The sequence below is a fragment of the Streptomyces sp. NPDC052773 genome, from assembly GCF_044547145.1.
GTDB lineage: Bacteria > Actinomycetota > Actinomycetes > Streptomycetales > Streptomycetaceae > Streptomyces.
In genome coordinates this window covers 345,927-361,071 of record NZ_JBITZX010000007.1, presented here as the reverse complement: position 1 = coordinate 361,071, position 15,145 = coordinate 345,927, and the positions used below count along the sequence as shown (strand labels likewise).

The following is a 15,145-nucleotide window of genomic DNA, read 5'->3' as shown; positions in this document are numbered from 1 at the left end:
CGCTTCATACCGCCGGAGTAGGTGGACGCCGGCTTCTTCGCCGCCTCGACCAGATCGAACCGCTCCAGCAGCTCGGCGGCCACCCGCCGCCCCTCGCGGCGCGAGAGGTGGTGCAGGTCCGCCATCAGGAGCATGTTCTCCTCACCGGTGATCAGGCCGTCGACCGCGGAGAACTGGCCGGTCACACCGATCGCCGCGCGCACCGCCTGCGGAGCGGCGGTCAGGTCGTGACCGCCGACCCTGATGGCGCCGGAGCCCGCGTCCGGGGAGACGAGCGTCGAGAGGATCTTCACGGCGGTGGTCTTCCCCGCGCCGTTCGGGCCGAGCAGGGAGAAGATCGTGCCTTCCGGTACGGCCAGGTCGACGCCGTCGAGGACGGTCTTGTCGCCGTAGGACTTGCGCAGCCCGTTCGCCGCGATGGCCAGGTCGGTCATGAGGAGTGCTCCTTCTGCGGGGTCTGCGGTTCTCCGGTTCGCGGGCTCAGAGGCTGCGGGCGGTGATGTCGCCGTGGGAGGTGGTCGCGCGGATGGCCAGGCCGGCGGCGCCGCCCTCGGCGTTCCGCAGCGCGTTGTGGATACGGCCGTAGCCGGTGCCGGCGTCCAGGGAGGCGGAGACCGCGCGAGCGGCGTCGACCGACACGTCGCCCATCCGGGTGGAGAGCACCACCGTGCCGCCGATCGCCTCGGCGATCCGGATGTCGCCCTTCTGGGTGCTGATCTCCGCGGAGCCGCCCAGGCGGCCGACCGCGACGTCGCCGTCGAGGACGGTGAGGCGGGCGCTCGCGGCCTCGTCGAGCTTGACCGGTCCCTGCGCCGCGTCGAAGACCACGTCGCCGAGCCGTCCGACGCCCCGGAACTCGGCGGCGGCGGCCTTCGCCTCGACGCGGGAGCCGGTGGGCAGCCGGACCGTCACCTCGACCGACCCGGAGGGGCCGAAGAGCTGGTTCTTCGCGGCCGGGGCCTCGATGCGCAGGACGCCCTCGTCGTAGGCGACCGTCGTCTGCTCCGCCGCCTTCACGTCGCGGCCCTTCGAGGCGTCCGCCGGGAGGATCTCGACCCGGGTGTCGGACCGGTCGGCGGCGATGAAGCGGACGCGGCCGGCGGGGATGTCGAGGACGGCCGAGACGGGGGCGGGGGTGTCGAACTTCTGCATGGTGTGCTCCTCGGGTCGTTGTTGTCGTCGCTGTTTCTGATATTGGAAACGCTACGTTGCGTTCGAGAATCTGGCAACGAGTTCGTTGCACAGAATACATGTCACTGCAGCTTAGGGCCGCTAAATCGTTGCAATGGGTCAGGATCTAACGCAACAGGGCATCCCTACGCGCGTTGCAATGACGTCGCGTGAACGCTACCCTGGGGACCGCACGTACGGGCGAGTGAGAAGGAGACCGTGATGCCGGGAGGCAGACTCACCCAGCAGGAACGCCAGCAGATCGCGCTGGGACTGGCCGACGGCCTCGCCTACGCCGAGATCGCCCGACGTCTCGACCGCCCCACCTCCACCATCACGCGCGAGGTGATGCGCAACGGCGGCCCCACCGCCTACCGCGCGGACCTGGCCCACCGCACCGCCGAACGCCGCGCCCAGCGCCGCCGGCAGACGGCCGCGCCCCGGGGCCCGGAGGCGGCGCCGCAGGCCTACGGGCGCGACGCGGAGGCCGTGCGCGAGTTCGAGGAGACGCTGACCACCGTCTTCATGGCGCAGGGCACGCCCAAGATGATGGCCCGCGTGATGGCCTGCCTGTGCACCACCGACACCGGCAGCCTCACCGCGGCCGAACTCGTCGAGCGTCTCCAGGTCAGCCCGGCGTCCGTGTCCAAGGCGGTCGCGTTCCTCGACAGTCAGGGCCTCGTCCGCCGCGAACGCGACGAACGCCGCAGGGACCGCTATGTCGTCGACGACGACGTCATGTACCAGTCGATGATCGCCAGCGCGCGGGGCACCGCCCAGATAGCCGAGACCGCGCGGCAGGGCGTCGGCGTCCTCGGCTCCGGCACCCCGGCCGCGACCCGGCTGGAGAACGTCGCCCGCTTCCTCGAGTTCATCTCCGAGAGCATCACCCGCGCCGCGGACGAAGCCCGCGAGATGCTCCACACGAAACCCGGGAGGACGGGGTGAGGGACGGCGCTCCGCACCGGGACGGCGGCCCCCGCTGGACGGCGCCCCGCGCTGGACGACGGCCCCCGCTGGACGGCGGCCGGCGCGAGACGGCGGTCAGGTCGCCCGATGGGCCTCCTGGGGCGACAGCGCCCGGCCGCGCTCGTACGCCGCCGCGAACTCCGGCTCGCCCAGGGCTCCTCGGGCGGCCCGCGTGATCCTGTCCACGTCCGCCCGTTCGGCGGGCGGCAGCGGCGCGCCCGTGGACGCGCGGGCGGCGGCGGCCGCGCCGAGCAGGAGGGCGCCGTGGGCGGGGCGGCCGGCCAGGGTGTGGGCGCCGGCCAAGCCCTCCAGGGCGAGAGCCAGGGCGCGCGGGTCACGGGTGGTGGCGGCCATCGCGTAGCCCTCCTCCTGCAAGGAGAGGGCGGTGGCGGCGTCGCCGCGCAGTTCGGCGACGAAACCCAGTTCGGCGAGGACCAGCGCGTTGGCGCCGTGCAGGCCGACGTGGCGGTGCCAGTCGAGGACGCCGCGCAGCCACCGCTCCGCCTCGTCCAGCGCGCCCTCCCGGCGGGCGCAGAGTCCGAGGCCGAGTTCGGCGTTGACGGCACCGGCGCGGAAGCCGTGCTCCAGCGCCGTACGGCGGGCGTCCTCGTGGTGGGCGCGGGCGGTGGCCGGATCGCCGGTGAGGAGGGCGCCGCGGCCGAGGCCCGCGAGGAGGTCGGCGGCGAGCGTGGCCAGGCCGAGCCGGCGAGCGGTGTGCAGGCCCTCGGTGCGCAGGCGGGCGGCACGGTCGTAGTCACCGTGGATCTCGGCGAGTTCGGACAGCGGGTACACCGTCCACAGGCGGGCGGCGTCGTCGCCGAACGCGGTGAACAGCTCGGCGCTGCGGGCACCGTCGGACTCGGCGCCCGCGAGGTCGCCGCGGATCAGTCGCTGCACCGCGCGGTCGGCGAGGGCGGCGGCCTCGCCCCAGCGGTCGTCGCGCGCCCGGAACCCGGCGAGGGCGGCGGCCGTCGCCTCCTCCGCCTCGGTGACGGCGCCGGTGGCGCACAGGACGTGGCCGAGGAACCACGGGCCGGCCGGGTCGGCGCCGTCGGCGAGAGAGCGGCGTACGGCCTCGGCGCGGCCGTCGCCGTCTCCCGTGAGCAGGGTGACCCCCGCGTGCCACACCTCCACCCGCGCGCGCAGCCGCGGGTCCGCCTCACCGGGCACGGCGAGCGCCGCGGCCAGCGATCGGCGGGCCTCGGCGAGGCGCCCGCGCAGCACCCAGTACCAGGCCAGCGCGTCGGCCAGGCGCAGTGCGGCGGTGGCCCGCCCGCCGTCGACGGCGGTGTCCAGGGCGGCCCGCAGATTCGCCGCCTCCGTGTCCAGCCGCCGCAGCCAGTCCTGCTGGCCGTGGCCGCGCAGCCGCGGGGCGGCCTGTTCGGCGACGGCGGTGTAGTGGGCGAGGTGCCGGTCCCGTACGGCCGCCAGCTCACCGGCCTCCCGCATCCGGTCGGTGCAGTACGCGGCGACGGACTCCAGGAGCCGGTAGCGCGGTCCGGGCTCGGCGGTGACGAGGGAGCGGTCCACCAGGCGGGCCAGGACGTCGAGGACGTCGTCCCCGGACACCTCGGTGGGTCCGCTGCCGGCGCACACCTCCCGCGCGGCCTCGGCGGTACAGCCGTCGGCGTGCACGGCGAGCCGGCGCAGCACGCCGCGCTCGGTGTCGTCGAGCAGGTCCCAGCTCCAGTCGATGACGGCGCGCAGGGTCTGCTGGCGGGCGGGGACGCCGCGCAGCCCGGTGTCGAGCAGCCGGAACCGGTCGTCGAGCCGGTCGAGGAGGCGGTGCACGCCGAGCGCGCGGACGCGCGTCGCGGCGAGTTCGAGGGCGAGCGGAATGCCGTCGAGGCGGCGGCACACGGCCCGTACGGCGGCCATGTCCCGAGCGTCGAGGACCAGGCCGGGGGTGGCGGCACGGGCGCGGGCCGTGAACAGGGCGACGGCGTCGTCGGGCGGCAGCGTGGGCACCGCCCACAGGGTCTCCCCGGCCAGCGCGAGGGCCTCCTGTCCGGTGGTGAGCACATGCAGCTCGGGGCAGGACCGCAGCAGCAGCTCGACGAGGTCGGCGACCTCGTCGACGACGTGCTCGCAGTTGTCGAGGACCAGCAGCGTCCGGCGCCGGCGCAGCGCGACGGCCAGCCGCTGCGCCGGGCCGAGCCGCTCCGCCGCCGGCATCTCCCCCCACGCCCCGTCCTCCCGGATCCCGAGCGCCCCGAGCACCACCTCGGCGAGCTGCCCCGCCCGCCCCCGCGCACCAGCGAGCTCCACCAGCCACACCCCGTCGGGAAAGTCCTCACCCACCCGGTGCGCGGTCTCCATGGCGAGCCGTGTCTTCCCGACCCCACCCGGCCCGGTCAGCGTCACCAGCCGCCTCGACCGCACCAGTTCACCCACCTGGCGTACGGCGTCGTCCCGCCCCACGAGCGGGGTGAGCGGCACGGGCAGCCCGGCACCCACGGGCACGGGCGGGGTGGGGGCAGGAGCGGCCGAGGGGGCGGCGACACCGGCCGCCGGGCGCCCGGCCGGGCCGGCACCCACGCCCACGGCCGGTACGGGGGCCACACGCGACCCCGGGTCGGCGGCACCGGACGGCGCGCCGGACGCGGGCGCCGGCACAACCGGCCCCGCGGACCCGACACCGGCCGCGGCCACCGCTGTCGCGGAGGCGGTGGAGGGAGGGAAGGGAGCGCCGCCCGCGGCCACGGGCGGCGCGGAGGCCGCGGCCACGGGCGGCGCGGAGCCCACAGGCGGCGCGGAGCCCACAGGCTCGGAGCCGGGCGAGGCAGGGGTCCGGAGAGGCGGCTCGGGGTCGGGTGTGGGGGCCGTCAGGACAGTCGGCGGCGCGGGGGTCAGAGACGGGTCGTGGGTGAGGATCAGCCGGTGCAGGGACCTGAGTTCGGGGCCCGGGTCGAGGCCCAGGTCGTCGGCGAGGCGGGTGCGCAGGGTCTCGTAGGCGGCCAGGGCCTCGCTCTGGCGGCCGGCGGCGTACAGGGCGCGCATGTGGAGGGCGCGCAGTCGTTCCCGCAGGGGGTGACGGGCCACGAGGTCCGACAACTCGGGCAGGACCGCCCGGTGTTCGGCCAGGGACAGGCGGGCTTCGGCGTGGTCCTCCTGGGCGGTCAGGCGTTCCTCCTCCCAGCGGTCGGTGGCGGCCCGGGCGAAGGGGTGGGTGTCGAAGCCGGCGAAGGCGGGGCCGCGCCAGAGGCCCAGTGCCTCGGTGAGCAGGACGGCCCGGCGGCGGGGGTCGTCGGTGCCGCGGGCCCGGGCGGTGAGGGCCGTGAACCGCCCGGTGTCCACCTGATCGCCGGCGACGGCCAGGGCATAGCCGGGCGCGCGGCCGGCGACCAGGTCCCGGCCGCCCGGTTCGGCGTCCTCCAGCACCCGGCGCAGTTGCGACACCTTGGCCTGAAGGGCACGGTCCGGCCGGGTGGGCGGCTCCTCCGGCCACAGGTCGTCGATCAGCCGGTGCGCGGCGACGGGCCGCCCGGGGTCGACGAGCAGCGCGGCCAGCAGCGTACGGACCTTCCGCTCGGGGACGGCCACCGCCGTGCCGTCCTCCGTCCGCACCTCCAGCGGCCCCAGCACCCCGAATCGCATGGCGCCACCGTAACCCGAACATTCTTTCCAAGCCTGGCGGTTGTGCCGTCCGAACAGCACCGCAACAGCACCCGAACCCCATCCGAGGCAGCGGCCCGCAAGGTGATCCCCGTCAGCAGGAGCAACCCCGGAAAGGGACGGTCATGAACGGACTGACGGGCAAGACGGCACTGGTCACCGGAGGCAGCCGCGGCATCGGCCGCGCGATCGCGGAGCGGCTCGCCCGCGAGGGCGCCCTCGTGGGGCTGACGTACCGCGGGGACGAGACGGCCGCCCGGGAGACCGTGGCCACCGTGGAGGCGGCGGGCGGCAAGGCGTTCGCGTTCCGGGCGCCGCTGGGCGAGCCGGGCGACGCGCGGGCCCTGTGGGAGGCGTTCGACCGGCACGCCGACGGCGTGGACATCATCGTCAACAACGCCGGGATCGCGGGGCCGGGGCTCATCGACGAGGTGAGCGAGGAGGACTACGACCGGGTGTTCGCGGTGAACGCCAAGGCCCCGTTCTTCATCGTCCAGCAGGGACTTCGGCGGCTGCGGGACGGCGGCCGGATCGTCAACATCTCGTCCGGGGTGACCAAGGTGGCCTTCCCGCAGATGGTGGCGTACGCGGCGGCCAAGGGCGCGCTGGAGGTGCTGAGCCTGACCCTGGCGCAGACGCTCGGCGCGCGCGGAATCACCGTCAACGCCGTCTCCCCGGGCACCATCGAGACGGACATCCACCCGTGGATGGCGGACCCCGAACTGAAGGCGGGCGCGGCGAAGTACTCGGTGTTCGGCCGGGTCGGACAGCCCGCCGACGTGGCCGACGTCGTGGCGTTCCTCGCCTCCGACGACGCCCGCTGGGTGACCGGCCAGAACATCGACGCCAGCGGCGGCTCCGGCCTCGGCCTCTGACCCGCCCCCGAGAGGACCCGGCCCGAGGAGGCCTGTCATGACCCTCACCCTGCTCCTCGTCGCTCATCCCCGCCGCGATTCCCTCACCCACGAGGTCGCCCACCGCGTGCGACACCGTCTGGAGGCGGCGGGCGGGGAGGTCGACTGGCTCGACCTGTACGCCGAGGACTTCGACCCCCGGCTCACCCCCGCCGACGAACCCGACTGGGAGGATCGCGACAAGGAGTACTCGGCGGAGGTACGCCGTCACATGCGCCGCATCGAGGCGGCCGACGCCATCGTCGCCGTCTTCCCCGTCTGGTGGTTCGCCCCGCCCGCCGTCCTCAAGGGCTGGATCGACCGCGTCTGGAACTACGGCTTCGCCTACGGCCGCAGCACTCCCCGCCTCGCCGCCAAGCGCATGCTGTGGCTGGGCCTGGCGGGCGGCTCCCCGGAGCAGTACGCGGCGTCCGGGCTGGACGTCGCGCTGGACCGGCAACTGCGCGTCGGCATCTCGGAGTTCTGCGGCATCCGCGACGCCCGGGTCCGGCTGCTGCACGGCACGGAGCTGTCCGGCGTACCGGAGGCGCTGCGTCCGGACCGGGTGAAGGGGGTGCTGTCGGCGGCGGACGCGGCGCTCGACGCCTTCGCCTGAGCGCCACCCCGCGGGGGCGTCAGCCGGCGTCCCGCAGCCCCGTCGCGCGCCCCTGCGCGTCCCACACGACCTCGCGCACCCGCACCACCGCGTCCCGGTCGAGCGGCCCGTACACGTGCGGGAACCGGGTGCCCTCGGGCACGCCCGGCGGCGGGGTGGGCGCCGCCTCCTCCCGGACGCAGGGCGCGGACAGGCGGGTCTCGTCGAGGGACAGGACCAGCAGGGGGCGGGGCGCGTCGCGGTAGTAGGCGTTCACGACGGCCAGGGTGACCCGCTCGTCGGGGGAGCAGTGGACGAAGCCGTCCTCGGCGAGGGAGGCGGGCGCGTACGGGCGTCCGGGGTCGGCGGCCCAGTCCGCGGCGGGAACGACATGCTGGATCACCGGTCGTTTATATCCCGAGCCCAGAGCCGTCCGCGTTGCCTCACGCGTCCTCGCTCGTTGGTTTTCTCATGCGTCGAACCAGCGGAGGCATCTGATGCGCGTGACCGACCTCCAGCACTGCGAGATCCGTCCCGGACGGCTCGTGGAATGGGCGCTGCACCCGGCGGCCGTGGCGGCGGCGAGTGCGCTGCCGGACGACGAGCGCCCGCCCGCGTATGTGCAGGAGTCCCATCTGCGCACCTCCCTCTCCATCCGCCGCGACGGCCTGTTCGTGCCGACCTGGCTGGGCACGGCGTTCGACCTGCCGGGGCGGGTGGACCTCGATGTGCTGGAGGTGGCGCTGCGCACCTGGACCCTGCGCCACGAGACGCTGCGCAGCGGCTTCCGCTGGGCCGGGGACGAGGTCCGGCGGTTCACGCTCGCACCGGAGGCGGTCGCGCTGGACCGCCGGGACGTGGGCCACTTCGCCGACCCGAACGCCCTCACCCGCTGTCTGCGGGATCGTTTCGACGTCGCGGCGGACGCGCTGACCTGGCCGAACTTCCTCTTCGCGGCGGTCGTCCGGGACGACGGCGCCAGCGTCTACATGGCGTTCGACCACAGCAACGTCGACGCCTACTCGCTGCACCGCATCGCCGCCGAGATCCACGAGCTGTACACCGCGGGTCTGACCGGCCGCCCGGCCGACGAGACCCCGGCCGCCAGCTACATCGACTTCTGCGCGGCCGAGCGCTCCGACGCGGACCTCATCGACGACGGCCACGAGATCGTGGACCGCTGGCGGGAGTTCATCGCCCGCTGCGACGGCCGGCTGCCGAACTTCCCCGTCGACCTCGGACTCGACCCGGACGGCCCGCTGCCCCGGCAGAAGCTGCTGCGGGAGCCGCTGGTCGACGCGGAGCACGCGGCGGGCTTCGAGGCGTACTGCCGGCCGTACGGCGGCAGCCTGGTCGGCATCCTGGCGGCCACCGCGCTCGCCGCCCACGAGATCAGCGGCCTCGACGTGTACCGCACGGTCGTGCCGTTCCACACCCGCGCGGCCTCCCGCTGGCAGGACTCCGTCGGCTGGTACGTCGGTGGCGCCCCGGTGGAGATCCCGGTGTCCGCGGCCACCGACTTCGACAGTGCCCTGGACCTGGCCCGCGCCACGCTGCGCCGCAACCGGCAGCTCTCCCGGATGCCGCTGGCGCGCGTCCTGCGCCTGCTCGGCGCGGACTTCCGCCCCACCTCGCCCGACCTGTACTCGATCGTCTCGTACGTCGACACCCGCGCCACCCCGGGCTCCGAGCGCTGGCAGGAGCAGAAGGCGTACACGCTGATCCGGGTCTCCTACGGCGACCAGGTGTGCGTGTGGGTCACCCGCCTCCACGAGGGCCTGCAGTTCGCCGCCCGCTACCCGGACACCGACATCGCCTACAAGAACCTGCGGCGGTGCGTGGAACGAGTCCGGGGGCTGGTGGTGTCGGCGGCCCGGGAACGGATGCCGGTGGGCCACGCGCCCTAGATGATCAATTCCAAGGGGTGTCTTGTGCCTGTGCATCACTGTGCCGTGACACGTTAGTTGGAACCTGGCCAGGCGGATTGGAACCAGGCGGCTAGGCTTCGGCTATGCCGCCCCAGCACCAGTCCGCAGGCCCCGCTGACGAGCAGTTGTCGATCATCGACAACTTGAGCTCTCTGCCCTTCCCTGAGGTGGAGGGAAGGCCGGGACCGGACGGCCAGTGGGGTGGGCCCGGGTTTCACCTGGCCGTGCTCCGAGAGAGCCGGGACTTCTGGGAGGACCGGAGCACCGAGATCGTCGAGGCGGCCGAGCAGGAGTTGGAAGCCAACCTCGCCGCTCTGGCTGTCATCCTCACGAAACGTTGGGGTGCCCCGGAAGCGGTTGATCTGTGGCCGTATCTCGGGCTCGACGACCCCGACCCTGACGTCACGACTCGCGAGCCACTCAGCTTCCTATGCAGTGTCGCCGGGAGCATGCAGATGTGGCGGTTGCCGAACTCGGAGCGATGGATCGGCCTGGCCATCGGTCAAGCCGATCCGGAGTGGCAGTTCCAACTGCTGGCGGCCGTTGGTGAAGCGTCCTCGCTCGCCCGGTGAACCGCAGCCTGATCTTCTTGCGGTCGGGGGAAACGAGACGAGTCAGGCCGACTAGATGATCGATTTCAAGGGATCGGCTGCGCGCACAAGGGAAGGGAGCCCAACGTCGGTGTGTGAAAACAGCGTTGGACTCCCTCGCCACCGCACTCTATGTGAAGACCGACGACCTGCTGAAGGCATCACCGCATCTGGCTCCCTGGCGTCCGGCCATCGGGATCGCTCCGCAACTGACCGATGCCGAGCTGGTCACGCTCGCGATGATGCAGGCCATGCTGGGCTTCACCTCCGAGGCCAAGTGGCTTCGCTATGCCTGCGCCCACCTGCGGCGTCTCTTCCCCTACCTGCCAAAGCAGCCCGGCTACAACAAGCGCCTGCGCAAGGCCGCCGAGCTGCTGTGGCGAGTGACCCGTCCTTGGAATCGATCATCTAGGGCGGGTCGAGGCCCGTCCCGTGCCTGAGCAGCTCCGTGAGCCGCGCGTGGGCGTGCTCCCAGCCCCATTCCTCCCGCACCCAGGCCCGCCCCTTGCGGCCCATCTCGCCTGCCAGGCCGGGATCGGCCAGCAAAGTCGTCAGATGGCCGGCGACGGTGCGCGGGTCGTGGCCGTCGGTCAGCAGGCCGCCGCAGAGCCCCCTCGTGCGGGCCCGCTCCCACCAGCAGCAGCGTGGAGTCCGGCACCGACCGCCGCACCAGCGGCAGCGCGCGTATCAGGGTGTCCTGCCCCTTGCGGGGGATCAGCCGCGCCGCGCATGAGGGGATGCGTCCGTCGACCCTCCGGCCCACCGCCTGGCTCCGCTCGCCCCGGTACCCGTACGTCAGTGGCGCCCTGCTCGCCGCCCTGGCCGCCGTGGAGGTCCTGCAGGGGCGGATCACCTCCGCGACGGTCCTGGCGACCCTGCCGCCCGTGGTCGTACCGCTGCTGTGGCGGCGGCGGGAGCCACGCACCGGGCTCCTCGTCGTCCCCGCCGCCCTGCTGAACACCCTGTTCCGGCCCGAGATGCTGCTCACCGTGGCGGTCGCCGGGGTGATGGGCCTCTACGCCCTCGCCCGCCACCGGGTCCTGCACCCCGCGCTGCTGCTCGGCGCGGGCATCGCCGGATCGCTGCTCGTCAACGCGGGCCATGTCGCGATGGGCGTGTACGACCTCGGCGGCAAGGCGCCCGCGCTGGGCGCCGACGGCTCGCTGTCGTACTTCACGGAGTCGTTCGTGCTGGCGGTCGGCGTCGTCGCCACCGTCGGCGTCGCGGACGCCTTCCGCAGCAGGGAGGAGTCCCGGCTGGCCCGGGAGGCCGCGCAGCGCGAACTCATCGGCGGTGATCGTGGCGTACGAGGCGGGCCTGGTGACACCCGGCCAGGGGCCGGTCGGAGCGGGGTTCGGAACCGGTTGACGCGACGGCCACCGCGCCCGAACCCCCCTCGCATGTGTGTTACTTGGCGTTGATCAGCTCGTGCGGCGGAACCGTCACCGTGCGGGCGCCGGGCTTGCCGCCCAGGACGACCTTGCGGAGCGCCACGTTGTTCTTGAGGTTGGTCTCCTTCAGCCGCTTCTCCGGGTTGGCGATGACCTGGATGTAGTACGTGCCGTTCGGCAGGTCGGTGATGTCGAAGGACTGGCCCGGCCGGTACTGGGTGTAGGTGTCGCCGGAGCCGACGTCCAGCACCTCACGCACGGAGATCGAGTTCTGCTGGCCGCAGGCGGTCGACAGGTCCGTGTTGTAGGGGTGCCAGTTGGCGTTCTTCACCGTGTAGTCGATCGCGTCGGTGTTGGCGAGGCAGAACGCCTCCTTGCCGCTGCGGACCTCCTTGGACTGGTCCGCGCTCAGCAGCCGGTAGCTGGCGAAGTCGGTGAAGTGCCAGTGCTCGTGGCCGATGCGCGGGTCCCACTCCATGGTGCCGGTGGGGGTGTAGCCGACCTGCTTGCCGTTCGCGTCGTAGAAGTACTGGTAGGCGTCCATCAGGTCCTTGCCCGGGCTGCGGAAGCCGTCCACGACGAGCGGCGCGGGGCCCGCGTTCCAGACGTTGGCGCTGAAGGCGAGGTAGTCCTTGCCCGGTACGTCGCCGTCCTCGCCGTCGGTGATGGCGATGTCCCAGGCCGGCAGCGAACGCAGGTCGGGCTTGGGCACGTTCGCGGGGACGCCCGCGCGGCCGGTGGGCCGCTTGGCGTTCGGCTTCAGCGCGGGCGCGATCCGGGAACCGTCGGTGTGGCCGGGCCCGTCGCCCAGGTGGTGGGCGCGGCCCCGGTCCTCCAGGGCGTGGGAGAGGGCGGGCGGGGTGGGCGCGTCGGCGCCGCGCGGGCCGTAGTGGTGGCCGGAGCGCGCGGAGCCGTGGCCCGTGCCGTGCGCGGAGCCATGCCCCGTGCCGTGTCCGCCCGTGCCGTGCCCGGCGCCGTGGTGGGCCCCGGACTTCCCGGCGGCAGCGGCGCCCTGGCCGCCGCCCCCGCCGGACTCCCGCACGGTCACCTTCACGGTGGGCCGGTCGTCCGGAATGGAGAACAGGTCCCGGTACTTCTTGGCGACCCGCACCTTGGCCGTGTACTCGCCGGCCGGGAGGTCCACCGGCTTGTCGTAGTCGACGGTGCTGGAGTTGGACGCCCAGCCCTTCTCCACGCCCCACACCGAGCCGAGGGTGAACGGGTTGGTCGGGCAGCTCTCCGGGTAGTGCGAGGTGGCCGGGGCGTCCGGGCGGATGCGGCCGGAGGCGTTGTTCGGGCAGAAGGTGCCCTTGCTCTTCGCCACCTCGGTCCCGGCGGCGTCGGTGACCGTCACCTCCAGGAACCCGGGCAGCCCCGTGAAGTCCTTCACGAGCCCGGCGGGCAACGTCCTCGTCGTCGTACTCGTGCCCTTGCGCAGCACCTGCTTGGCGACGACGGGATCCTTGTACGACTTCCTGGTGACCCGGAACTCCAGCGGCGCGTCGTCGACCGCGACGTACGTGCCCAGGTCCAGGTAGACCCCCGGCTCGCCCTCCCAGCGGTCGAGCGTGACGGACTTCGACGCGGCGATCAGCTTGAGCTTCGGCTTGCCGGTGGCGGTGCTCGCCTTGCCGTCCCCGGCACCGGGTGCGGCCCCGGCCCCGGCGACGACGACGGTGAGCGCCGCCCCCGCGGCGAGTGCGCCCCGCTTGAGGCGTGTGGTGCGTTTCTGACTGGTCATCGGGTTCCTCGTCTGCGAGTGCCGCGGTCGAGCGGCATCGGACTGGACAGCCCACGGCCCGGCCCTCACTGCGGACGCTCCCCACGCGCCCCGGCCGGCCTGTGAGCACCCTGTGAGACCGGTAAATCAGGGATGCGGGTTGCCTGTTGGCCCGATATCTCCGCCCGAGTCCGCGCGGGCGGTGCCGTCGGCCTCGACGTCCGGTCGGCTCCCGCCCCCGTACTCCAGCCGCCGGGCCGTCTCCACGAGGGAGTCGATCGGGTCCGGCCGACGGGGGCGCGCGAGGTGGCGCAGGGGGCGCAGAAGTCGTACGTACACATTCGCCACGGTTCGCCACCCCTTCCGCACGTTAGAAATATCTACCAGCATGAGCACCCCTGATCCGGATCCCGGAGGTGCGTGATGCGAGGCGCCCTGAGACGGGCCGAGGAATGGCTGTCCGCGGCGGCGACGGACCCGCGGGCCTGTAAACGCCAGTGGGCCGGGGAGAACGGAACGGCCATGCTGGCCTGCGGCCGGTTCTGGGACGTCCTCACCGTGCCGGAGGACTTGGGCGTCCTCGCCCTGGACGCCCTGCTCTGCATCCCGCAGGTGCCCGGCCCCGCGCTCGCCGACACCGGCACCCGCCGCGTCGGCTTCTTCCTGCCACCGGACCCGCACGGCCGCTGGATCGGCCCCGACATCCGGTACGCGGGCCGCGGCTCCTGGATCGCCGTCCCGGCCCCCCACCGCGCCGCGGGACGCCTGCGCTGGCTGGTCCCCCCGGACGGCAGCGGCGCCCTCTTCGTCCCCGCCGCCGTCGAACTGGCCCTCCAGCAGGCCCTCGGCACCCTCGCCGCCATGGCCGACGCCCGCGCCGGCCACTGCCCGGTCTGCGGCGGCGGCCGCACGACGACCGCGGATCCGGCGAGCGGCGGCGCGGTGGTCCGCCGGCGGCGGTGAAAGAGGTCTCTGCGGGAATCGGTTCGTGCCATGCAAGGGCAACGCGCCCCCGCCCACCGGCGGTGCGCCCACGGCACCGCATGTCCCACAACGGATGAGGCGGGGTCCCCCGAACGGGGCCATGCGGTTATCCCATGAGCGCCGCGACGATCAGGTCGTATTCCAGGCTCGGCGGAGGCCCTCGGTCACGCCCAGGTGAGGTGCTGCCCATCCGCCCCGACATGCAGCCGCATACGGCCGGCCGACGGACACCCGTCCGCCCGCCACCGCCCGACCCGCTCGCATACCCGGTCCCACAGCCGCGCCGCGCCCCCCTGCCGCACCAACCACCGACCCCCCTCCCGGAAGACGACCGCCCACGCCCCCGCGTCCACGTCGACAAGCACGTGTTCCCTGCGGCCGTTCCGTTCCAGGACGACCCGAGAACCGCAGGTCTTCGTAGCGGTCGCAGAAGGAGTCGAGGGCGTAGGCGAGTTCCACGGCCTGAGCAGTCACCCCGTCGGGCCCGGGATCCGCGGTGGCGGCCGGCTTGGGAGCCACCCACACGGCAACCAGTGCGCCGTCGCGGGGCGGTTAGTACTGAGGCAGCTTCCGGGCGGCCCGCTCGACCACGGGGATGATCAGCTGGATGTGGCCGCGCAGCGCGTTGGTCAGCCGGTTCAGGCCCTCTCGGTGGGCGGCTGGGCGCCGGGGCCGATCACGCGGCGGATGGTCTCGCGCATCGTCCCGAGGTCCACCGGCGGGATGCCGTCCGCGCTCACCGGGGCCCACCTGCCTTCCAGTGGCAGGAGCAGCCACACCGCCGTACGAGCAGGACGCGGCTGGAGTGAGGCAGCGGAATGTCCCTGGTCCGGCGGCAAGTGCGGTGCATGTCCTCGTAGTCCGGCCGCTGTGCCAGCGTGCACTCCGCCGACAGCCCGCCGGTCGTGTCGGTGAGGGGGTGCGTGGTCACGGCAGCTCACCCCGCGACCGAGCGTTGGCCACCGACACACCCGCGCTCAGCGCCTCGCCGACCGTGACCGGCCGCAACGTGCCCGGCTCCGCGTCCCACTCCGTGCCGCCGCCGACCGGGCGCAGCTGCACGTACGGCCCGACGAAGCCCATCACCTTGCCGATCCTCTTCGCGACGGTGTCCTCGACGAGGTCGCCGGGACCGGGCTCGAAGGTCACCACAGTCGCTCACCCTCCGAGGTGCCCTGAGCGACCGCGTAGACATCCGCGCCCAGGCACGCCACGTACGGCCGGACGAGCACACCTGGGTGCTCCCACGGCGCAGGGGCCTCCCGTCGGTGAGCCTGGGCAACGACAAAC

General features: G+C 73.6%; 13 protein-coding genes and 3 pseudogenes. 8 read left to right on the top strand and 8 right to left on the bottom strand.

All coding sequences use genetic code 11. The features are described 5' to 3' along the window. Together ACIG0D_RS18955 and ACIG0D_RS18950 are read right to left on the bottom strand one after the other, a co-directional pair. On the bottom strand, window positions 1-434 hold a 434-nt coding region (locus ACIG0D_RS18955; protein WP_399801950.1), incomplete at its 3' end, for an ATP-binding cassette domain-containing protein. Window positions 435-480: 46 nt separating this feature from the next. Further along, the gene (locus ACIG0D_RS18950) at window positions 481-1,152 is read right to left on the bottom strand and encodes a DUF4097 family beta strand repeat-containing protein (RefSeq protein WP_399801947.1); all 672 of its coding nucleotides are present in this window, start codon (window positions 1,150-1,152) and stop codon (window positions 481-483) included. Between the two features lie 240 nt (window positions 1,153-1,392). Here ACIG0D_RS18950 and ACIG0D_RS18945 point away from each other — a divergent pair, with 240 nt between their 5' ends. Beyond that, a complete protein-coding gene (locus ACIG0D_RS18945; protein WP_399801945.1) occupies window positions 1,393-2,118 on the top strand; it encodes a helix-turn-helix domain-containing protein in 726 nt (241 codons plus the stop codon). Window positions 2,119-2,214: 96 nt separating this feature from the next. Here the strand turns inward: ACIG0D_RS18945 and ACIG0D_RS18940 are convergent, their stop codons facing one another. The 3 genes and pseudogenes from ACIG0D_RS18940 to ACIG0D_RS18930 form a co-directional block, all read right to left on the bottom strand. Further along, window positions 2,215-2,493: a hypothetical protein gene (locus tag ACIG0D_RS18940; protein ID WP_399801942.1), complete on the bottom strand. Its 279-nt coding sequence runs from the start codon at window positions 2,491-2,493 to the stop codon at window positions 2,215-2,217. A 259-nt stretch (window positions 2,494-2,752) separates the two neighbouring features. After that, window positions 2,753-2,949: pseudogene (locus ACIG0D_RS18935) on the bottom strand (hypothetical protein); the annotation flags it as partial. Between the two features lie 1,014 nt (window positions 2,950-3,963). Continuing rightward, window positions 3,964-5,736 (bottom strand): annotated as a pseudogene (locus ACIG0D_RS18930) (BTAD domain-containing putative transcriptional regulator); the annotation flags it as partial. 143 nt (window positions 5,737-5,879) lie between these two features. Here ACIG0D_RS18930 and ACIG0D_RS18925 point away from each other — a divergent pair. Together ACIG0D_RS18925 and ACIG0D_RS18920 are read left to right on the top strand one after the other, a co-directional pair. Continuing rightward, entirely contained in the window at window positions 5,880-6,629 is a 750-nt protein-coding gene (locus tag ACIG0D_RS18925) for an SDR family oxidoreductase (protein ID WP_399801939.1), read from the top strand. Window positions 6,630-6,666: 37 nt separating this feature from the next. After that, window positions 6,667-7,263, top strand: coding sequence for an NAD(P)H oxidoreductase (locus ACIG0D_RS18920; protein WP_399801937.1), 597 nt, complete (start codon window positions 6,667-6,669; stop codon window positions 7,261-7,263). 19 nt (window positions 7,264-7,282) lie between these two features. Here the strand turns inward: ACIG0D_RS18920 and ACIG0D_RS18915 are convergent, their stop codons facing one another. Next, window positions 7,283-7,645: a DUF952 domain-containing protein gene (locus ACIG0D_RS18915; RefSeq protein ID WP_399801934.1), complete on the bottom strand. Its 363-nt coding sequence runs from the start codon at window positions 7,643-7,645 to the stop codon at window positions 7,283-7,285. Window positions 7,646-7,739: 94 nt separating this feature from the next. Between ACIG0D_RS18915 and ACIG0D_RS18910 the strand changes: the two genes are divergently transcribed. The 4 genes and pseudogenes from ACIG0D_RS18910 (at window position 7,740) to ACIG0D_RS18895 (ending at window position 11,181) form a co-directional block, all read left to right on the top strand. Continuing rightward, a complete protein-coding gene (locus ACIG0D_RS18910; RefSeq protein ID WP_399801931.1) occupies window positions 7,740-9,149 on the top strand; it encodes a condensation domain-containing protein in 1,410 nt (469 codons plus the stop codon). 104 nt (window positions 9,150-9,253) lie between these two features. Further along, entirely contained in the window at window positions 9,254-9,742 is a 489-nt protein-coding gene (locus ACIG0D_RS18905; RefSeq protein ID WP_352162787.1) for a hypothetical protein, read from the top strand. Window positions 9,743-9,855: 113 nt separating this feature from the next. Next, window positions 9,856-10,152: pseudogene (locus ACIG0D_RS18900) on the top strand (IS982 family transposase); the annotation flags it as partial. 345 nt (window positions 10,153-10,497) lie between these two features. After that, a complete protein-coding gene (locus ACIG0D_RS18895; protein ID WP_399801928.1) occupies window positions 10,498-11,181 on the top strand; it encodes a hypothetical protein in 684 nt (227 codons plus the stop codon). Here ACIG0D_RS18895 and ACIG0D_RS18890 read toward each other — a convergent pair. Next, window positions 11,168-12,892 (bottom strand): lysyl oxidase family protein, encoded by a 1,725-nt coding sequence (locus tag ACIG0D_RS18890; RefSeq protein ID WP_399801925.1) that lies wholly within the window; start codon window positions 12,890-12,892, stop codon window positions 11,168-11,170. The two genes, ACIG0D_RS18895 and ACIG0D_RS18890, sit on opposite strands and share 14 nt — an antisense overlap. 402 nt (window positions 12,893-13,294) lie before the next feature. Between ACIG0D_RS18890 and ACIG0D_RS18885 the strand changes: the two genes are divergently transcribed. After that, window positions 13,295-13,834, top strand: coding sequence for a hypothetical protein (locus ACIG0D_RS18885; RefSeq protein ID WP_399801923.1), 540 nt, complete (start codon window positions 13,295-13,297; stop codon window positions 13,832-13,834). 948 nt (window positions 13,835-14,782) lie between these two features. Here the strand turns inward: ACIG0D_RS18885 and ACIG0D_RS18880 are convergent. Continuing rightward, window positions 14,783-15,004: a hypothetical protein gene (locus tag ACIG0D_RS18880; RefSeq protein ID WP_399801920.1), complete on the bottom strand. Its 222-nt coding sequence runs from the start codon at window positions 15,002-15,004 to the stop codon at window positions 14,783-14,785. Between the last annotated feature and the right edge of the window lie 141 nt (window positions 15,005-15,145).